Consider the following 18,848-nt stretch of genomic DNA (forward strand, 5'->3'; position numbering starts at 1 on the left):
GGTGCAGGGCAGTACTTTTGCATCTTGGATCAGAACAGCGACGGGATTCGGGCGTCGATGAGATGCGGGCCCGGCTCGGCGAGCGCGGCCCGGAACTGCTCGGCCAACTCCTCGCAGGTGGTGGCGACGGTCGCCGGGACGCCGAAACCGCGGGCGATCTCGGCGAAATCCATCTCCGGGCGCGACAGGTCGAGCAGGTCCGCTGCCTTCGGGCCGACTTCGGTCGCGCCGACCCGACCCAGCTCCATCCGCAGGATCGCGTAGGCGCGGTTGTTGATGAGCACCGTCGTGATGTTCAGGTTCTCGCGTGCCATCGTCCACAGTGCCGAGATCGTGTAGGCGGCGCTGCCGTCGCTCTGCAGGGCGATGACCGGCCGGTCGGGGGCCGCCACCGCAGCACCGACCGCGACCGGCAGGCCCTGTCCGATGGCGCCGCCGGTGAGGGACAGGACATCGTGGCGGGGTGAACCGGCGGTGGCCGCGGCGAGGAAGACGCCGGAGGTGTTGGACTCGTCGGAGATGATCGCGTTTTCCGGCAGCAGGGCACCGATCACCTGCACCCAGGTGCGCACATCCAAAGGGCCGGACGGCAATTCGGGCACCGAGGCGGCGACGAGGCGCGCGGCCGTGTCGGGCGCGACCTCGGCGGCGAGTGCCTCCAGGGCGGCGACGACATCGGCTTCGGGTTCGGCGAGCCGGTGCACCTGCGCGCCCACCGGCACCAGATCGCTCGGCTTGTCCGGGTAGGCGAAGAACGACACCGGCGAGCGGCTACCCGCCACGACGACATGCTCGGCGCCTGCGAGCTGACCGGTGGCCTGTTCGGCCAGGTACCCCAGCCGATCGATCGCCGGTACCCCCGCGCCCCGGGTGAGTCGCGGGGGGTGGGTCTCCATCAGCAGGCGCGCGCCCGTCGCGGTGGCGATCCGGTCGGCGGCCACGAGACCGCGCTCGGTGCCCGCGGGTCCACCGAGCAGCAGCACCGCCTGTTCGCCGTTGCGCAGGATCTTCGCGATCTCGGCGACGGTCGCCGGGTCGGGTGCGGTCGCCGGGTCGGGTGTCACCGGGGTCGCGGCCACACCGCCCTCACCCCACGACACGTCGGCGGGCAGCACCAGGGTGGCGATGCGTGGCGGCGTCGAGCGCGCGGCAGCGACGGCATCGGCGGCGTCGCGCCCGATCCTGTCGGGGGAGCTGCCCCGGCGGGTCCAGCTGTGACTCCACCCCGTGAGCGCCTCGATGTCGGAATCCAGTGGCGCGTCGTACTGTTTGTGGTCCGCGGCGTGTTCGCCGACGACATTGACGATCGGCGACTGCGCCCGCCGGGCGTTGTGCAGGTTCGCCAGCCCGTTGGCCAGGCCGGGGCCCAGATGCAGCAGGGTGACCGCCGGTTTGCCCGCGATGCGGGCGTACCCGTCGGCCGCGCCGGTGACCACCCCCTCGAACAGGCACAGCACGCCACGCATCCGTGGTACCGAGTCCAGCGCGGCCACGAAATGCATCTCCGAGGTGCCCGGGTTGCCGAAGCACACCTCGACTCCCGCCTCGGCCAGTGTGGCGATCAGCGCTTGCGCACCGTTGGTCATCCGAGCACCTTTCCATCGAGAACGACGCCGGGATTGAGTATTCCGGCTGGATCGAAGGCCTGCTTGATCCCGTGCATCAGGGCGAGCGCGACCGGGTCGGCCAGCGCGGTGAAGTGGGCGGTCTTGATCCGTCCGAGGCCGTGCTCGCCGGAGATCGCGCCGCCCAGTTCGATCGCGAGGGCGAAGACGCGATGCAGCAGCGCCTCGCGGGTGTGGTCGTCGCGGCAGTACACGGCCATGTGCACATTGCCGTCGCCCGCGTGACCGCAACCGACCAGACGCGCGTCGACGGCGCGGGCCAGTGCGGTGGCACCGTCGAAGAACTCGGGCATCGCGGCCCGCGGCACCACGACGTCGAGAATCTCGTCGGCACCCGAGGCCTTGGCCGACCAGAACGCCTTCTCCCTGGCCTCGATCAACAGTCGGGCCGAATTGCCCTCCAGCACATAGGTATCCAGCGCACCGAGCGTGTCGAGCAGCTCGCCGAGGAGTCCGATGCCGGTGTCGAGGGGCGCGCGTTCACGGTTGTCCAGCCCGATCACCAGGTACGCCTCGGCCGCCGCCCGGACCTCGGGGGCGATGCCGAGTTCGAGATCCTGGGCCCGGCTGATCGCTTCCATGGTTGTGGTGTCGAGGTATTCGAGGATGGTCGGGGCCACCCCGGTGCGCAGCACCTCGGGCACCGCCCGCATGACCGCGGGGAGATCGGTGAAAACGGCCATCAGCGTGGCGCTGTGCGCGGGCCGTGGGTAGAGGCGGACGGTGATCTCGGTGGCCAGGGCGAGCGTGCCCTCGGACCCGATGATCAGCTGGGTGAGGTCGTAGCCGGTGGACATCTTGGTGAGCTTGCCGCCGGTGCGCACGAGTTGCCCCGACGGCAGCGCGGCCTGCAGGCCGAGCACATTGTGGCGGGTGACGCCGTAGCGGACCGCCCGCATGCCGCCCGCGTTGGTCCCGACCGTGCCGCCGATGCTGGCCGACAGTTCGCCGGGGAACACGGTGTACATCAGGCCGTGCGGGCTGGTCGCCGCGTCGAGATCGGCGAGGGTGACACCCGGCTGCACGACCGCCACCTGGTTGGCGACGTCGATGTCGAGCACGGCCGCCATGCGTTCGAAGGAGATGATCAGGCCGTCCTCGGCGGGACGGCAGGCGCCGGACAGCCCTGTGCCCGCGCCCCGCGCGGTCACCGGGACCTGGGCCGCCGCGGCCACGGCGAGGAGTTCGGCGGTCTCCTCGGCCGTGGCCGGACGGGCCAGATAGCGCGGCGCCACCGGGGTGCCGACGAGCGCTTCGTCATGGTGGTAGTCGGGGCCGATCCGGTCCCCGGTGACCACGTGTGCCGATCCGACGACGGCCGCGAACCGGTCGAGTACGCGTGGATCCGGCGCTGTGCCGGCGAGAGGAGCGGTACTCAAGGGCGCGCCGCCTGGGTGTCACGTGACGACGCGGTGGCGCGGAGTGTGTCCCGGTCGATCTCGCGCTTGAGGATCTTGCCGGTCGTGCCTTTCGGCAGCTGGTCGACGAACTGGATGATGCGCGGAATCTTGTACGCGGACAACCGTTCCCGCGTCCATGTGTCGATATCGGCAGTGGTGAGTGCTGCCCCGGCGCGCGGAGTGATCACTGCCGCGACCTCTTCGCCGTAGTACTCGTCGGGCACCCCGACCACCGCGGCCTCGACCACGTCCGGGTGCTCGTAGAGCACTTCTTCGACCTCGCTCGGGTAGACGTTGTAGCCGCCGCGGATGATCATGTCCTTGAGTCGGTCGACGATCCGCAGGTCGTGCTCGGCGTCGAACCGGCCGAGGTCGCCGGTGCGGAACCAGCCGTCGGCGGTGAGGGAATCGGCTGTCGCGTCCGGGCGGTTGCGGTAGCCCTTGAAGACTGTGTCGCCGCGGACGAAGATCTCACCGACCTCACCCGGCCCGCACACCTCGCCGTCGTGTGTGCGGATCTGCATCTCGAGCCGGGGCACCACGCGACCGACCGACCCGATTTTGCCGCCGCGTTCGATGTCGTTGAAGGCGCCGAGAGAGGTGGTCTCGGTGAGCCCGTAGCCCTCGAGAATCGTGCAGCCGAATTTCTCCTCGAAGGCACGCGCCACCTCGCCGGGCAGCGTGGCGCCACCGGAGACGGCGACGCGCAGGGTCGCGAAATCGGTGCTGTCGGCAGCATCCGCGGCGTGCAGCATGGCGTTCCACATCGTCGGGACGCCGCACATCACCGTCAGCTCGTCACGGCGCAGCAGATCGATCAGCCCCTGTGGGGTGAATTTCGGGAGCAGCGACAGCGAGCCGCCCCCGGTGAAGGACGCCATCATCACCGCGGCCTGCCCGAAGACATGGAACAGCGGCAGGGCGGTTCCGGTGCGGTCCTCGCTCGATGTACCCGCCACGATGCAGCTGATCTCGCCCGCCGCGAGCAGGTTGGCGACGCTGAGTTCGGCGCCCTTGGGCCGTCCGGTGGTGCCGGAGGTGTAGAGGATCGCGGCGGTTTCGCTCGGCACTCGGTCGAGCGCGCGAGCCAGGGGAGTGCTGTCGGTCTCCGCGCCGGTGGTCAGCGTCAGGTGGGTGATGCCCGCCTTCTCGGCGGCGCGCGACACCGCGGGCCCGACCTCCTGCCAGCTGATCGCGAGCGACGCTCCCGCATCGGCCAGGAAGTAGGCGGCTTCGGGCTCGGTGGACATGGTGTTGGTGGGCACCACGGTCGCGCCGACGGCCTGAATTCCCATGTAGGCCACCACGAATTCGGGACAGGACGGCGCGGCGAGCAACACGCGATGGCCCGCGCCGACGCCGTGTGAGGTGAGCAGGCCCGCGTAGCGCAGGCTGCGCGTGCGCAGTTCGGCGTAGGACCAAGGGCCGGCCGAGGTATGGATCGCTACACGCTCGGGATGCGTTCGGGCGTGCAGGACGATCGGGTCGATCACATTGGACATGGGGTGGCTGCCTTTCGGAACAGGCGATGGGGCGCAGCTGATGTGCCGGGGGTCACTGTAACCAGCGGGAAGTAATTTACACAACAGCTGTGATGTAAATCGGAGTCCGCTCTCACGCGGCTTTCAGCTCCTCGGCGGTGACACCTTCGAGCGAGCGATTGGTCGTGCGCGGACCGAAGAAGAGAATGACGATCGAGAACGCGACGAAGGCCACCGCCGCGGAAATCATCACGCCCGCACCGCCCCACGCGCCGTACAGTGACGCACCGAGCACGCCCGACAGCGCGCCGCCGATATTGCCGACGCTGATGATGATCCCGCTGCCGAGCCCGCGGGCCTCGGTGGGAATGGTCTCCGGGATGTAGGCGAAGTACGCGGTGATCACGAGTCCGGTGACGACGGCGGCGGCTCCGCCCGCGGTGGTGACCAGCCAGTCTGCGCTCGCCACGCCGAGACCCACCAGCGGCACGGCCGACAGGAGCGACGACACCAGGATGAAGGTCTTGCGTTCGATCCGGTCGATCATCAGCATCGCCAGCAGGGGAGTGGCGAAGTAGACGACGTTCCAGATGAGCTGGATGCGGTAGGCGTCGCCTTCGGTGTAGGCCAAACCGTCGACGAGCACGTACATCGCCCAGTTCTGGTACAGGTACAGCCCGAAGGTGGCGCCGAAATAGCCGATCGAGAGGGCGACGAGTGTGCCGATGATGCGCCTGCTGCCCAGCGCCTTGCGCAGCGACACGTGCTGCGCCCCCGCGGCGACGGGTTCGGGCTCGGCGAGCGGGCCGCGCCGCAGTGCGCGGGTCTCGAGGTTCGCGACGATCCGCTCGGCCTTGCCGACCTGGTTCCGCGAGATATGCCAGCGCACGGATTCCGGCATGACGAAGTAGGCGATCGGTGCGATCAGCAGGCCCACGCCGCCGAGGAGGAACAGGTGCCGCCAGGTATCGGGCCCGCCCGCGGGAACCGTGACCAGGGCGAGCAGCGCGACGATCGGCGCGACGACAACGAACGCCGAGGTCACGACGGAGACGAATCGGCCGCGAGTGGCCGCGGGGAACATCTCGACGATGTAGACCAGTAGCGCCGACATCGACGCTTGCACGCCGATACCGGTAATCGTGCGCGAGATGAGAATGGTCTCGAAGTTCGGTGCGAGGCCGGTGGCGATCACGCCGAGTGAGCAGATCGCGGTGCCCCGCACCATGACCGCGCGCCGGCCGAACCGGTCGGCCAGGCGTCCGCCGAGCAGGCCGCCGACCACCATGCCCGCGAAGAAGGCGGTGCTCGCCAGGCCGACCTGTCCGACGGTCAGTCCCGCGTGCTCGACGATGGCCGGTGTGACGTAGGCGAACAGGGCGTTGTCGTAGAACCCGAGCCCTAGGTTCACGGTGAGCAGGGTGATCCACACGATGTGCGGCGCCATCACCGGCAACCGATCGAGGCGAGCGGGGATCTCCGCCGGGTTCATTTCGGAGGCGGGGCCGGCCTCGGTATCGAGCAGGGTCATGAGGGTGCCTTATCGACGAAGCGTATTTACGTGACGGAAGTCACTGTAGGAGCTACGCTGTGTTTTGCACAACAGTTGTGATGTAAATTCTGGCACGGCAACCGACGGGACCGATCGGGCGATAAGCCCTGCTCCCGGCGTCGACGGAAGGCAAGCGACATGAAAACCAAGGGCGCGATTCTCTGGAACGTGAACGAGCCGTGGTCGGTGGAGGAGATCGAGATAGACGACCCTCGGGAGGGGGAGGTCCAGGTGCAGCTCGCTGCCTCCGGGCTCTGTCACTCCGACCATCACCTGTTCACCGGTGACAGCCCGCTCGAGTCGTATCCGGCGATCGGTGGTCACGAGGGCGCGGGCGTGATCACCAAGATCGGGCCGGGGGTCAAAGGTCTACAGGAAGGCGACCATGTGGTCCTCTCGTTCATCCCCGCCTGTGGTCAGTGTGTGCCGTGCTCGACCGGTCACCAGAACCTGTGCGATCTCGGTGCCGACCTGCTCACCGGCAAGTCGATCAGCGACGGCACCTCCCGGATCCGGGCGCGTGGCAAGGACGTGATCCCGATGTGCCTGCTCGGCACCTTTGCGCCCTACGTCACCGTGCACCAGTACTCGGTGGTCAAGATCGAAGACCACATCCCGCTCGAGGTGGCCGCCCTGGTCGGCTGTGGGGTGACCACCGGGTGGGGTTCGGTCACCAACGTCGCCCAGGTGCGCCCCGGGGAGAACGTGGTGGTAGTCGGCATCGGTGGGGTCGGGATCAATTCCGTGCAGGCCGCGGTCGCCGCGGGCGCGAACAACATCATCGCGATCGACCCGGTGGCCTACAAGCGCGAACAAGCCAAGCGGTTCGGGGCGACACACACCTTCGCGTCGATGGAGGAAGCGCTCGAGCCGGTTACAGAGCTGACCTGGGGACGGTTGGCCGACGTGGTCGTCCTCACCATCGGGCGCATCCAGGGCGAACACATCGAACCCGCGATGTGGCTCACCGGGAAGACGGGCCGTTGCGTGGTGGTCGGTATGGGCCACGTCGACGACATGGACGTCAAGCTCAGCCTGGCGTTGCTCGCGGTCATGCAGCACACGCTGCACGGCGCTCTCTTCGGTGGCGCCAACCCACGCAAGGAGATTCCGTCGCTGCTGTCGATGTATCAGGCGGGCAAGCTCGAGCTGGACGCCCTGATCACCAACACCTACCGGCTCGAGGACATCAATCAGGGCTACCAGGACATGCTCGACGGCAAGAACCTGCGTGGCGTCATCAAGTACACGGAGGCCGACCGATGACCGACATCGACTACACCAAGATCTACCTCGACGGCGCCTGGGTCGATTCGGCGAGCACCGGCCGCATCGAGGTGGTCGACCCGACTACCGAGAAGCCCATCGCGGCGGTCGCCGAGGGCACCGCCGAGGATGTGGACCGTGCGGTGCGCGCCGCCCGCGCGGCCTTCCCCGCGTGGTCCGCGCTCAGCGGTGGCGAGCGTGCCGAATACCTGCAGCGGGCCCACGAGGCCGTGCTGGCGCGTTCGGCCGAACTCACCGCGCTCGTCACCAGGGACATGGGTATGCCGGTGGCCTTCGCCGGTCCGGTGCAGATCGAGATGCCCGCGGCCAACCTCGCCGTCTTCGCCGAACTGGCGCGAACGTCCAGCTTCGATGCGCACGAGGACGGCAACACCCTGATCGTGCGCGAGCCGATCGGGGTGGTCGGCGCGATCACGCCGTGGAACTATCCGCTGCACCAAGTGGTGCTCAAGATCGGCGCCGCGCTCGCCGCGGGTTGCACCGTGGTCCTCAAGCCGACCGAGGTCGCGCCGCTGATCACCTACGAGCTGGTCGGCGTCTTCGACGCGATCGGTCTGCCCGCGGGCGTGCTCAATCTCGTCAGTGGATACGGGCCCGTTGTCGGCGAGGCGATCGCCGCGCACCCCGATATCGACATGGTGACCTTCACCGGCTCGACCGCGGCGGGCAAGCGGGTGGCGAAGGTCGCCGCGGAGACCGTGAAGAAGGTGGCGCTCGAATTGGGCGGCAAATCCGCCAACGTCATCCTCGATGACGCCGACCTGGAGCAGGCTGTCACCGACGGCGTCGGCAAGTGCTTCCTGAACTCGGGTCAGACCTGCTCGGCGCTGACCAGGATGCTGGTTCCGCAGGACTGGATGGCCGACGCCGCCCAGATCGCGGCGAAGGTGGCCGGCGAGTACCAGGTCGGTGACCCGGCGGCGGAGACCACTCTGCTCGGTCCACTGGTGAACGCCGACCAGCTCGCTCGCGTGCGCGCCTACATCGACGGCGGTGTCGCCGAAGGGGCGTCACTGGTGCTCGACGGGCGCGACACCGGCGAAGCGACAGGCTATTTCGTCGGTGCGACCGTGTTCGCCGATGTCACCGAGGACATGACCATCGCGCGTGAGGAGATCTTCGGACCCGTTCTGTCGATCATGGGCTACCGCGACGAGGAGGACGCGGTGCGGATCGCGAACGACTCCGACTACGGCCTGGCGGGCGGCGTGTGGTCCGGCGACGCCGAGCGGGCGATGCGCGTCGCGCGGCGGATCCGGGCCGGCCAGGTCGAAGTCAACGGCGGCGAATTCGACATCAGCGCACCGTTCGGCGGATACAAGCAGTCCGGTGTCGGCCGGGAGGCCGGCGTCTTCGGTTTCGAGGAATTCCTCGAGATCAAGGCGATCTTCCGGTAGAGGCGGGTGGCGGGGGATTCCCCTCGCTACCCTTCGCCCCTGCCCGTGCCGAGGAACTCGTCGGTGCGGCTGTCTTGATCGTCCCGGTGCGGGCGGGGTCGAACGGCGCCGACGATTCGTAGCGCGATCTCGGCATAGGCCGTGGCGATATCCTCCGGTGACCAGGGGCCCGCCTCGCGGTACCAGCGGGCGATATCGATGCCGAGGGAAAGCAGAGCGGTGGCCGCGATTCGCGCGTCAGGGGTGTCGAAGGCGCCCTCCTCGATCCCGCGCTGCACCAATTCGCGCATGGCGTGGTCGATCTGCTGACGGATGGCGCGGATCTCGGTCAGGTGTTCCGGATTCAGCGAGTTCAGTTCGTAGTTGACGATCCGGGCGCTGGTATGCGCGCGTGCGTGATGAACCGCGAACTCGTGGATCACGTTGCGCAGTGCGGTGGCCGGATCGCTGGACGACGCGGCCGCCCTTCGGATCAGCTCGAGTGTCTCGTCGTGGCCCGATCGCGAGATGAGATAGAGCAGCTCTTCCTTCGATTTGTGATGCACATAGACCGCGGCCGGGCTCATGCCGGCGGCCCCGGCGATATCGCGTGTCGTCGTCCCGTTGAAGCCCTTCTCGGCAAATGCCTCGAGGGCGGCTTCCAGCAGCCGGGCGCGGGTCGAGTCGCCGCGGGGTTCGGTTGTCTCGGTCATGGGATCGCCATTATCTCGTCTCGTTGGAACCGCACTGGTCGGGGCTGGTGTGATGTGGTTAACAGGAGCTGAAGTCCTGCTTGCTGTTGACGGTGACGGGGACCACCCTGCACTATGCTACTAAGCAAGCGCTTAGTTATCAAAGGAGATCCGAATGCCGGAAGCTGTGATCGTCGCCGCTGCCCGTTCCCCGATCGGTCGCGCGGGCAAGGGCTCGCTCAAGGACATGCGTCCCGACGACCTGACCGTGCAGATGGTGCGCGCCGCGCTGGCTCAGGTGCCCGACCTCGACCCGACCCAGATCGAGGACCTCGTCCTCGGCTGCGGTCAGCCGGCAGGCGAATCGGGCTTCAACATGGCCCGCACGGTCGCGGTGCTGGCCGGGCTCGACACGGTGCCCGGCACGACCGTCAATCGCTACTGTTCGTCGAGCCTGCAGACCACCCGGATGGCGCTGCACGCGATCAAGGCAGGCGAGGGCGACGTCTTCATCTCGGCCGGCGTCGAGACGGTGAGCCGCTTCACCAAGGGCAATGCCGACGGTATGCCCGACACCCAGAACCCGGTCTTCGCCGACGCGGTCGCGCGGACCGCCGAACGTGCCGCCGGTGGGGCACCGTCCTGGGCCGACCCCCGCGCGAACGGTCAGCTCCCCGATGTCTACATCGCCATGGGTCAGACCGCGGAGAACGTCGCCCAGTTCACCGGGATCACCCGTGCCGAGCAGGACGAATTCGGTGTCCGCTCGCAGAATCTGGCCGAGAAGGCCATCGCCAACGGCTTCTGGGCCACCGACATCACTCCGGTGACACTGCCCGACGGCACGGTGGTCAGCGCCGACGACGGCCCGCGTGCCGGTGTCACCCTCGAGGCGGTGAGTCAGCTGAAGCCGGTGTTCCGTCCCGACGGCACCGTCACCGCGGGCAACTGCTGCGCGCTCAACGACGGCGCCGCCGCGCTGGTCGTCATGTCCGACACCAAGGCCAGGGAACTGGGACTGACCCCGCTCGCCCGGGTCGTCAGCACCGGTGTCTCGGGCCTGTCGCCGGAGATCATGGGCCTGGGCCCGATCGAAGCCTCCAAGCAGGCCCTGCGCCGCGCGGGTCTGAGCATCGACGACATCGACCTGGTCGAGATCAACGAGGCCTTCGCCGTGCAGGTGCTCGGCTCCGCCCGCGAACTCGGCATCCCGGAGGACAAGCTGAACGTCAATGGTGGCGCGATCGCGGTCGGTCACCCGTTCGGCATGACCGGCGCCCGCATCACCAGCACGCTGATCAACTCGCTGCGCTTCCACGACAAGCAGTTCGGCTTGGAGACGATGTGTGTCGGCGGCGGCCAGGGTATGGCCATGGTGCTGGAGCGGCTCTCGTGACCGGCCGTTTCGCGGGCAAGACCGCGATCGTCACCGGCGCCAGCCGAGGGATCGGGCTCGGCATCGCGCAGCGCCTGGTCGACGACGGCGCGAAGGTCGTCGTCACCGCCCGCAAGCAGGACGCCCTGGACGCGGCGGTGGTCCAGCTCGGCGGCCCCGAGCACGCGCTCGGCGTGGCGGGCCGCGCCGATGACACCACCCATCAGGAAGACGCCGTCGCCCGCGCGATCGAGACGTTCGGCAGCGTCGATCTGCTGGTGAACAACACCGGCATCAACCCGGTGTACGGTCCGATGATCGAGATGGACCCGCAGGCCGCGCGCAAGATCATCGAAGTCAATTGCCTTGCGGCACTGGCATGGACCCAGCAGGTGCACAAGGCGTGGATGGCCGAGCACGGCGGCGCGGTGGTGAACGTGTCGTCGGTGGCCGGGATCAAGCCCGCACCCGGCATCGGATTCTATGGGGCCAGCAAAGCCATGCTGACCTACATCACCCAGGAGCTGGCCGTGGAGCTCGGCCCGAAGCTCCGGGTGAACGCGGTCGCGCCCGCCGTGGTGAAGACGAAGTTCGCCACCGCCCTGTACGAGGGCAAGGAGCAGGAGCTCGCCGAGACCTACCCGCTCAAGCGGCTCGGCGTGCCCGAGGACATCGCGGGCGCGGTGGCGTTCCTGCTCTCCGACGACGCGTCCTGGGTCACCGGACAACTACTGGTGCTCGACGGCGGCGTCACGCTGACCGGCGGCGTCTGACAACTACTGGCGAAAACCTCAGGAGAAACCAATGAGCACACCGACCAAGACCGCGATCGTCACCGGCGCCGCCCGTGGCATCGGCGCGGGCGTTGCCCGCCGGCTCGCCGCCGACGGCATGGCCGTCGCGGTGATCGACCTCGACGAGGTCGCCTGTAAGCCGGTCGTCGAGCAGATCCAGGCCGCGGGCGGCCGGGCCATCGCCGTCGGCGCCGACGTCTCCGACGAGGCGGCCGTCACCGGCGCCGTGGAGCGGGTCGTCGCCGAACTGGGCGCCCCGACCGTGCTGGTCAACAACGCGGGTGTCATCCGCGACAACCTGTTGTTCCGGATGACCACCGACGACTGGGATACCGTGATGAACGTGCACCTTCGCGGCGCGTTCCTGATGACCCGCGCGGTCCAGAAGTACATGACGGAAGCGAAGTTCGGCCGCATCGTCAACCTGTCGAGCACCTCGGCGCTGGGCAACCGTGGCCAGGCCAACTACGCCGCGGCCAAGGCGGGCGTGCAGGGCTTCACCAAGACCCTCGCGTTCGAGCTCGGCAAGTTCGGCGTCACCGCCAACGCCATCGCCCCCGGTTTCATCGAGACCGAGATGACCGCGGCCACCGCGGCGCGCGTCGGCATTCCGTTCGAGGACTTCAAAGCCGGTGCGGCCAAGGAGATTCCGGTCGCACGGACCGGTGTGCCCGAGGACATCGCGCACGCCGTGTCGTTCTTCGCCAGTGAGGGAGCGGGTTTCGTGTCCGGTCAGGTGCTCTACGTCGCGGGAGGGCCGAAGGCATGAGAATTTTCCAGGGCGTCGCCGAACTCGAGGGCGCTGTCGGAACCCATTTGGGCTACTCCGGGTGGCACACCATCACCCAGGCGCAGATCAACGCGTTCGCCGACGCGACCGGTGACCACCAGTGGATCCACATCGACACCGAGAAGGCCGCCGCGGGTCCGTTCGGCACCACGATCGCGCACGGTTACCTGACCTTGTCGCTGCTGCCGCTGCTCGTCCCGCAGGTGTACCGGGTCGAGGGCGTGCAGATGGCCGTCAACTACGGCGCCAACAAGCTGCGTTTCCCGGCGCCGGTCCCGGTGGACTCGAAGGTGCGGGCAGGCATCGAGCTGGTCTCGGTCGCCGCGGGTGCTGCCGGCCACCTGGTCACTTCCCGGGTGACGGTCGAGCGCGAAGGCGGCGACAAGCCGGTCTGCGTGGTCGAATCGTTGACCCTCGTGGTGGCCTGATGGAGACCCGGGCCGACCTTCCCGGCCTGGATCTCGGTCGGCTCTCCACCTGGCTCCGTGGTCAGCTGCCGGTGGCGGGCCCGGCCCTGAGCGGCTCGCTGATCGCGGGCGGCAAATCGAACCTGACCTATGCGGTCACCGACGGCACCAGCCGGTGGATCGTGCGCCGGCCCCCGCTGGGTCACGTGCTGGCCACCGCCCACGACATGGCCCGCGAATACCGGGTGATGGCGGCCCTGCAGCACACCGACGTCCCGGTGCCGACCATGTACGCACTGTGCCAGGACGACACCGTGCTCGGTGCCCCCTTCTACGTGATGGAGTACGTCGAGGGCACGCCGTACCGGACCGCCGCTGAACTGCGTGAGCTGGGACCCGAACGCACCCGCGCCATTTCGACCGATCTGATCGACACCCTCGCGGTACTGCACGCGGTCGATCCCGCGGCAGTCGGGTTGGCCGATTTCGGTCGTCCCGAGGGCTTCCTGGAACGCCAGGTGCGCCGGTGGAAGAAGCAGCTCGACGCGTCGCACACCCGCGACCTCCCGCTCGCCGAGGAACTGCACGCGCTGCTCGCCGCGGACGTTCCCGCCGAGTCGGCGGTGGGCATCGTGCACGGTGACTACCGGCTCGACAATGTGCTCACCGATCCCACGGACCGGCTCGCGGCGGTCGTCGACTGGGAGATGGCCACCCTCGGTGATCCGCTGACCGACCTGGCGCTGATGGTCGTCTACGGCCGCCTCGCGGCCAGGGCGGGCAGCGCCGTGGTGGCCGACGCGACGGTGGCACCGGGCTTCCTGACCGAAGCCGAGATCATCGCCCGCTACACCGCGCGCAGCGAGCGCGACATGTCGCGGTTCGGTTTCTACCTCGGGCTCGCCGCGTTCAAACTGGCCGCGATCCTCGAAGGCATCCACTACCGCTATCTGCACGGCCAGACTGTCGGCGAAGGTTTCGATGCCATCGGTTCGGCCATCGAGCCCCTCCTCGAAACCGGCCTCACCGCACTGAAGGAGTACCGCTGATGGATTTCGCCTACGACGCCCGCACCGAGGAATTGCGTGCCTCGCTGCTCGACTTCATGGACACCCACGTCTACCCGGCCGAACCGGTGTTCCGCGAACAGGTATCCCAGCTCGACAACCGCTGGGCCTGGGATTCGGTGCCGATCATGAGCGAACTGCGGGCCGAGGCCCGCAGGCGGGGCCTGTGGAATCTGTTCCTGCCCGGCGAGGAGGGTGCCGGGCTGACCAACCTGCAGTACGCACCGCTGGCCGAGATCACCGGCCGCAGTGGTCATCTGGCGCCGGCCACGCTGAACTGCGCGGCTCCCGACACCGGCAACATGGAGGTGCTGGCGCAATTCGGCACCGAAGAGCAACGCAAGGAATGGCTCGAGCCGTTGCTGGACGGGCGGATCCGGTCGGCGTTCGCGATGACCGAACCCGATGTGGCCTCCTCCGACGCGACCAACATCTCCACCCGCATCGAGCGCGACGGCGACGACTACGTGCTCAACGGGCGCAAGTGGTGGATCACCGGCGCCATGAACCCCAACTGCCGCATGTTCATCGTGATGGGCAAGACCGACCCGACCGCGAGCAGGCACCAGCAGCAGTCGATGATCCTGGTCCCGCGCGACACCCCTGGCGTGGAGATCATTCGCGGCATGGAGGTCTTCGGCTACGACGACCACGATCACGGCGGCCACGCGGAGATGCGTTTCACCGATGTGCGGGTCCCGGCCACCAATCTGATCGGCGGTGAAGGGTACGGCTTCGCCATCGCGCAGGCTCGTCTCGGGCCCGGCCGCATCCACCACTGCATGCGGGCCATCGGCGTGGCCGAACGGGCCATCGAGGCGATGTGCGCCCGCGCCGAGGAGCGTGTCGCGTTCGGCAAGCCGCTCAGCGAGCAGGGCGTGATCCGTGACTGGATCGCCGAGTCGCGGGTCAAGCTCGAGCAGCTGCGGTTGCTGGTGCTCAAGACCGCGTGGCTGATGGACACCGTGGGCAACAAGGGCGCCCACACCGAGATCCAGGCGATCAAGATCGCGACCCCGGCCACCGTCCAGTGGATTCTCGACAAAGCCATCCAGGTGCACGGCGCCGCCGGTGTGTCCCAGGACTTCTCGCTGGCCGCCGCCTACGCGGGCAACCGCACCCTGCGTTTCGCCGACGGACCGGACGAGGTCCACAAGAACGCGCTGGCCAAGAACGAGCTGCGCAAGTATCGGGAGGGCCGATGACCATCGACGAACTCCGCACCAGGATCCGGGAATTCCTCGCCGCCAACGATCCCGCGACCACCGAGCGCCTGGAGTTCCTGCGCGCTCGCTACGACGCGGGGCTGGCGTGGGTGTACTTCCCCGAAGGTCACGGTGGTCTCGGTCTGCCGCACGGCTGGCAGCCCGAGGTGGACCAGCTCTTCGAGCAGGCCGGGGCCCCGGACAACAATCCGGCGGCCAACGTGATCGGTCTCGGCATGGCGGGGCCGACCATCCTGGCCTGCGGTACCGAGGAGCAGAAGAAGCGTTTCCTGCGTCCGCTGTGGACGGGCGAGGAGATCTGGTGCCAGCTGTTCAGCGAACCCGGCGCCGGCTCCGACCTGGCCAATGTCAGCACCCGCGCGGTCCGCGACGGTCACGAGTGGGTGGTCAACGGGCAGAAGGTGTGGACCTCGAGCGCGCACCTGGCACAGTTCGCCATCCTGCTCGCCCGCACCGACCCGAACGTCCCCAAACACCGTGGCATGTCGTACTTCCTGGTCGACATGACCCAGCCGGGTGTCGAGGTGCGGCCGCTGCGCCAGATCACCGGTGAGGCCGAGTTCAACGAGGTCTTCATCACCGACGCCCGCGTCCCCGACGAACAGCGCCTCGGCGCCGAGGGCGACGGATGGCGCATCGCCAACACCACCCTCAACACCGAGCGCGTCGCCATCGGCGGCCGGGCGAGTGCCCGCGAATCGGGGCTCATCGGCGTGGTCACCGACACGTGGCGGGCGAACCAGGAACGGCGCACCCCGGATCTGCACGACCGGTTGCTGCGGCTGTGGGTCGACGCCGAGGTCGCCCGGCTCACCGGACTTCGCCTGCGCCAGAAGCTGGCTCAGGGACAGCCAGGTCCGGAGGGCTCGGCGATGAAGCTGTCCTTCGCGCGGATCGCGCAGCAGCTGTCCGGACTCGAGGTCGAACTGCTCGGCGAAGACGGCCTTCGCTATTCCGACTGGACCATGGTCCGTCCGGAGCGTGTCGACATGAACGCCCGCGACGCCGGATACCGCTACCTGCGAGCCAAGGGCAATTCCATCGAGGGCGGCACCTCCGAGATCCTGCGAAACATCGTGTCCGAACGCATTCTCGGCCTGCCCGCCGAGCCGCGTACCGACAAGGACCGTCCCTGGAAAGAAGTCGCGCGATGACCGACGTTGATCTGCTCTACACCGAAGTCGAGGACGACCTGCGCGCCGTGGTGCGCTCGGTGCTGACCGCGCATTGCGAACCCGGCGCGGTCACCGCCCTCTACGACGGCGACCGCGCGCTGGTCGACGGCCTGTGGAAGAACATCGCCGTCGACCTCGGCCTGGCCGGGCTGCTCGTTCCCGAAGCGGACGGTGGCGCGGGTGCCTCGGCTCGTGAGGCGGCGGTGGTGCTCGAGGAGCTCGGGCGTTTCGTCGCCCCGGTGCCCTTCCTGACCAGCGCCGTGGTCGCGACGACCGCACTGCTCGGCTCCGGTTCGGCGCTGCTCGGTCAGCTCGCGGCGGGGGAGCGCACGGCCGCCTTGACCGTGCCGCTGACGACTGCTGCGCACGGCGCGCTGCCCACGGCGTCGGCCGACGACGGACGGCTGACAGGCACTGTCACCAGTGTCGCCGGTGCGCTCGAGGCCGACGTGCTGCTGGTCCCGGCCACCGGGCCCGAAGGTATTGCGCTGTACGCGGTTTCGACCGCCGACGCGCGACTCACCGCGGTCGTCTCCCTCGACATGACCCGCCAGCTCGCCGACCTCGAGTTAGACGGCGCCGCAGGCGAACTCGTGGTCGCCGACGGCGAGGCGGCGGTGCGCCGGGCGCTCGCCGCGGGCACCGCCCTGCTCGCCTCCGAGCAGTACGGCGTGGCGCGGTGGTGCCTCGACGAGACCGTGGCGTACCTGCGGGAACGTCGCCAGTTCGGCCGCGTGGTCGGCGGATTCCAGGCGATCAAACACCGGCTGGCCGACCTCTACACCGCGGTCGAGTCCGGCAACGCCGCTGCCCGCTATGCGGCCGCCACGCTCGCCACCGACGACGCCGACGCGCCCGTCGCGGCCTCGGTGGCCCAGGCGTTCTGCAGCGACCTCGCGGTCCACGCCGGTGAGGAGGCGGTGCAGCTGCACGGCGGCATGGGCATGACCTGGGAGCATCCGGCCCATCTGTACCTCAAGCGCGCCAAGGCCGACCAGCTCGCCTTCGGTACCGCCGGGGCACATCGGGTGCGGCTGTCCGAGCTGGTCGAGGTGCCCCGACCATGATCGTCGGTGTCCTGCGCGAAGCACGCCCACGCGAGACCCGGGTGGCCGCCACTCCGGCGACGGTCACCCGGCTCGTCCGGCTCGGCTACGAGGTGGTGGTCGACCCGGGCGCGGGCACCCTCGCGTCGTTCTCCGACGACGCCTACGTCGAGGCGGGTGCCACGATCGGCGATGCCCGCGCCGCCGACATCGTGCTCGGCGTCAACGCCCCCGCCACCTACCAGCTCGCCGACCTGAACCCCGGCACCACCGTCATCGGTCTGCTCGGGGTGCTGAACGACCCCGACGTCGTCACCGAGCTCGGCAAGCGGCCCCTCACCGCCCTGGCGATGGACGCCGTGCCGCGGATCTCGCGGGCCCAGTCGCTGGACGTGCTGTCGTCGATGGCGAATATCGCGGGCTATCGCGCGATCGTGGAGGCCGCCCACGCGTTCGGCCGGTTCTTCACCGGGCAGGTCACCGCCGCGGGCAAGGTGCCACCCGCCAAGGTGCTGGTCGTCGGCGCCGGGGTGGCCGGGTTGGCCGCCATCGGTGCCGCGGGCAGTCTCGGTGCGGTCGTGCGGGCAACCGACCCGCGCCCGGAAGTCGCCGATCAGGTGAAATCCCTTGGCGGCGAATACCTTTCGATCGACTCCGCCGAGGCGGAGGTCTCGGCCACCGGGTACGCCAAGGAGATGGGCGACGACTACCGGGCGCGCGAGGCTCAGCTGTACGCCGAGCAGTGCGCCGACGTCGACATCATCATCACCACCGCGCTGATCCCCGGGCGCCCGGCGCCGCGCATCATCACCGCCGAGATGGTGGCCTCGATGAAGCCCGGCAGTGTCATCGTCGACATGGCCGCGCAGAACGGTGGCAATGTCGAGGGCACCGTCACCGACCGGGCGATCGTCACCGACAACGGCGTCACCATCATCGGTTACACCGACCTCGCCGGTCGCCTGCCCACGCAGGCCTCCCAGCTCTACGGCACGAACGTGGCGAACCTGATCGAGCTGATGACTCCGGGCAAGGACGGCAGGCTGGTCCTCGACTTCGACGATGTCGTCCAGCGATCCATCACCGTCGTGCGCGGCGGCGAAATCACCTGGCCGCCGCCCCCGGTCGCCGTCTCGGCGAAACCGGCGGCCGAACCCGTCGAGCCGCCGGAACCGGCCGCGGCGAAGGAGCCCCTGTCCGCCGCGCGCCGCATCGGGCTGGTACTGATCGCCGCGGCCGCGGTGTTCGGGCTGATCGCGATCTCACCACCCGCGCTCCAGGGCCATCTGACGGTCTTCGCGCTCGCGATCGTGATCGGCTACTACGTGATCGGCCATGTCCATCACGCGCTGCATACCCCGTTGATGTCGGTGACCAACGCGATCTCCGGGATCATCGTGGTCGGCGCGCTGCTGCAGATCGGGCACGGCGATGCGTGGATCACCGGCCTGTCGTGCGCGGCGATCCTGCTGGCGAGCATCAACATCTTCGGTGGCTTCGCGGTGACCCGCCGCATGCTCGCCATGTTCTCCCGCAGCTGAGCTGCGCCCGACCC

At 68.8% G+C, this 18,848-nt stretch carries 16 protein-coding genes; 11 read left to right on the top strand and 5 right to left on the bottom strand.

The window, feature by feature from the left end; all coding sequences use genetic code 11:
- Positions 1-29: 29 nt before the first annotated feature.
- The 4 genes from NI2_RS23395 to NI2_RS23410 all read right to left on the bottom strand — a co-directional run bounded on the left by NI2_RS23395 (position 30) and on the right by NI2_RS23410 (position 6,037).
- On the bottom strand, positions 30-1,586 hold the full coding sequence (locus NI2_RS23395) for an acetolactate synthase large subunit (RefSeq protein ID WP_067494222.1): 1,557 nt from the start codon (positions 1,584-1,586) through the stop codon (positions 30-32).
- Positions 1,583-3,004 carry an FAD-binding oxidoreductase gene (locus tag NI2_RS23400; protein WP_067494226.1) on the bottom strand — a complete coding sequence of 474 codons (1,422 nt, stop codon included), beginning with the start codon at positions 3,002-3,004 and terminating at the stop codon, positions 1,583-1,585. The genes NI2_RS23395 and NI2_RS23400 overlap by 4 nt, the downstream gene beginning before the upstream one ends.
- Positions 3,001-4,527 (bottom strand): long-chain-fatty-acid--CoA ligase, encoded by a 1,527-nt coding sequence (locus NI2_RS23405; protein ID WP_067494229.1) that lies wholly within the window; start codon positions 4,525-4,527, stop codon positions 3,001-3,003. The genes NI2_RS23400 and NI2_RS23405 overlap by 4 nt, the downstream gene beginning before the upstream one ends.
- A 112-nt stretch (positions 4,528-4,639) precedes the next feature.
- Complete coding sequence (locus tag NI2_RS23410; RefSeq protein ID WP_067494232.1) at positions 4,640-6,037, bottom strand: MFS transporter; 1,398 nt, start codon at positions 6,035-6,037, stop codon at positions 4,640-4,642.
- 159 nt (positions 6,038-6,196) lie between these two features.
- Here NI2_RS23410 and NI2_RS23415 point away from each other — a divergent pair, with 159 nt between their 5' ends.
- Together NI2_RS23415 and NI2_RS23420 are read left to right on the top strand one after the other, a co-directional pair.
- On the top strand, positions 6,197-7,324 hold the full coding sequence (locus tag NI2_RS23415; RefSeq protein WP_067494235.1) for an NDMA-dependent alcohol dehydrogenase: 1,128 nt from the start codon (positions 6,197-6,199) through the stop codon (positions 7,322-7,324).
- Positions 7,321-8,742: an aldehyde dehydrogenase family protein gene (locus NI2_RS23420; protein ID WP_067494238.1), complete on the top strand. Its 1,422-nt coding sequence runs from the start codon at positions 7,321-7,323 to the stop codon at positions 8,740-8,742. The genes NI2_RS23415 and NI2_RS23420 overlap by 4 nt, the downstream gene beginning before the upstream one ends.
- 26 nt (positions 8,743-8,768) lie before the next feature.
- Here the strand turns inward: NI2_RS23420 and NI2_RS23425 are convergent, their stop codons facing one another.
- Entirely contained in the window at positions 8,769-9,434 is a 666-nt protein-coding gene (locus tag NI2_RS23425) for a TetR/AcrR family transcriptional regulator (RefSeq protein WP_084476670.1), read from the bottom strand.
- Between the two features lie 154 nt (positions 9,435-9,588).
- Here NI2_RS23425 and NI2_RS23430 point away from each other — a divergent pair, with 154 nt between their 5' ends.
- The 9 genes from NI2_RS23430 to NI2_RS23470 are packed head-to-tail and all read left to right on the top strand — an operon-like array spanning position 9,589 to position 18,834.
- Entirely contained in the window at positions 9,589-10,809 is a 1,221-nt protein-coding gene (locus tag NI2_RS23430) for an acetyl-CoA C-acetyltransferase (RefSeq protein ID WP_067494241.1), read from the top strand.
- The gene (locus tag NI2_RS23435) at positions 10,806-11,561 is read left to right on the top strand and encodes an SDR family oxidoreductase (RefSeq protein WP_067494244.1); all 756 of its coding nucleotides are present in this window, start codon (positions 10,806-10,808) and stop codon (positions 11,559-11,561) included. Before NI2_RS23430 ends, NI2_RS23435 begins: the two co-directional genes overlap by 4 nt.
- A gap of 31 nt (positions 11,562-11,592) precedes the next feature.
- Positions 11,593-12,351, top strand: coding sequence for a 3-oxoacyl-ACP reductase FabG (fabG, locus tag NI2_RS23440; RefSeq protein WP_067494248.1), 759 nt, complete (start codon positions 11,593-11,595; stop codon positions 12,349-12,351).
- Positions 12,348-12,800: a MaoC family dehydratase gene (locus NI2_RS23445; RefSeq protein WP_067494251.1), complete on the top strand. Its 453-nt coding sequence runs from the start codon at positions 12,348-12,350 to the stop codon at positions 12,798-12,800. The genes fabG and NI2_RS23445 overlap by 4 nt, the downstream gene beginning before the upstream one ends.
- Positions 12,800-13,828, top strand: a complete 1,029-nt coding sequence (locus tag NI2_RS23450; protein ID WP_067494254.1) for a phosphotransferase family protein — start codon at positions 12,800-12,802, stop codon at positions 13,826-13,828. Before NI2_RS23445 ends, NI2_RS23450 begins: the two co-directional genes overlap by 1 nt.
- Positions 13,828-15,051, top strand: a complete 1,224-nt coding sequence (locus tag NI2_RS23455; protein ID WP_067494258.1) for an acyl-CoA dehydrogenase family protein — start codon at positions 13,828-13,830, stop codon at positions 15,049-15,051. Before NI2_RS23450 ends, NI2_RS23455 begins: the two co-directional genes overlap by 1 nt.
- Positions 15,048-16,226 (top strand): acyl-CoA dehydrogenase family protein, encoded by a 1,179-nt coding sequence (locus tag NI2_RS23460; protein ID WP_067494261.1) that lies wholly within the window; start codon positions 15,048-15,050, stop codon positions 16,224-16,226. Before NI2_RS23455 ends, NI2_RS23460 begins: the two co-directional genes overlap by 4 nt.
- Positions 16,223-17,314, top strand: coding sequence for an acyl-CoA dehydrogenase family protein (locus NI2_RS23465; protein ID WP_067494264.1), 1,092 nt, complete (start codon positions 16,223-16,225; stop codon positions 17,312-17,314). The genes NI2_RS23460 and NI2_RS23465 overlap by 4 nt, the downstream gene beginning before the upstream one ends.
- Positions 17,311-18,834, top strand: a complete 1,524-nt coding sequence (locus tag NI2_RS23470) for a Re/Si-specific NAD(P)(+) transhydrogenase subunit alpha (protein WP_067494266.1) — start codon at positions 17,311-17,313, stop codon at positions 18,832-18,834. The genes NI2_RS23465 and NI2_RS23470 overlap by 4 nt, the downstream gene beginning before the upstream one ends.
- The last annotated feature ends 14 nt before the right edge of the window (positions 18,835-18,848 follow it).

The sequence above is a fragment of the Nocardia ignorata NBRC 108230 genome (assembly GCF_001612905.1).
Classification (GTDB): Bacteria; Actinomycetota; Actinomycetes; order Mycobacteriales; family Mycobacteriaceae; genus Nocardia; species Nocardia ignorata.

Bases quoted from the DNA above. Each gene is read 5' to 3' on its own strand.
- NI2_RS23395 (WP_067494222.1), bottom strand. From the start codon at position 1,586: ATGACCAACGGTGCGCAAGCGCTGATCGCCACACTGGCCGAGGCGGGA.
- NI2_RS23405 (WP_067494229.1), bottom strand. From the start codon at position 4,527: ATGTCCAATGTGATCGACCCGATCGTCCTGCACGCCCGAACGCATCCC.
- NI2_RS23410 (WP_067494232.1), bottom strand. From the start codon at position 6,037: ATGACCCTGCTCGATACCGAGGCCGGCCCCGCCTCCGAAATGAACCCG.
- NI2_RS23415 (WP_067494235.1), top strand. From the start codon at position 6,197: ATGAAAACCAAGGGCGCGATTCTCTGGAACGTGAACGAGCCGTGGTCG.
- NI2_RS23420 (WP_067494238.1), top strand. From the start codon at position 7,321: ATGACCGACATCGACTACACCAAGATCTACCTCGACGGCGCCTGGGTC.
- NI2_RS23425 (WP_084476670.1), bottom strand. From the start codon at position 9,434: ATGACCGAGACAACCGAACCCCGCGGCGACTCGACCCGCGCCCGGCTG.
- NI2_RS23430 (WP_067494241.1), top strand. From the start codon at position 9,589: ATGCCGGAAGCTGTGATCGTCGCCGCTGCCCGTTCCCCGATCGGTCGC.
- fabG (WP_067494248.1), top strand. From the start codon at position 11,593: ATGAGCACACCGACCAAGACCGCGATCGTCACCGGCGCCGCCCGTGGC.
- NI2_RS23445 (WP_067494251.1), top strand. From the start codon at position 12,348: ATGAGAATTTTCCAGGGCGTCGCCGAACTCGAGGGCGCTGTCGGAACC.
- NI2_RS23450 (WP_067494254.1), top strand. From the start codon at position 12,800: ATGGAGACCCGGGCCGACCTTCCCGGCCTGGATCTCGGTCGGCTCTCC.
- NI2_RS23455 (WP_067494258.1), top strand. From the start codon at position 13,828: ATGGATTTCGCCTACGACGCCCGCACCGAGGAATTGCGTGCCTCGCTG.
- NI2_RS23460 (WP_067494261.1), top strand. From the start codon at position 15,048: ATGACCATCGACGAACTCCGCACCAGGATCCGGGAATTCCTCGCCGCC.
- NI2_RS23465 (WP_067494264.1), top strand. From the start codon at position 16,223: ATGACCGACGTTGATCTGCTCTACACCGAAGTCGAGGACGACCTGCGC.
- NI2_RS23470 (WP_067494266.1), top strand. From the start codon at position 17,311: ATGATCGTCGGTGTCCTGCGCGAAGCACGCCCACGCGAGACCCGGGTG.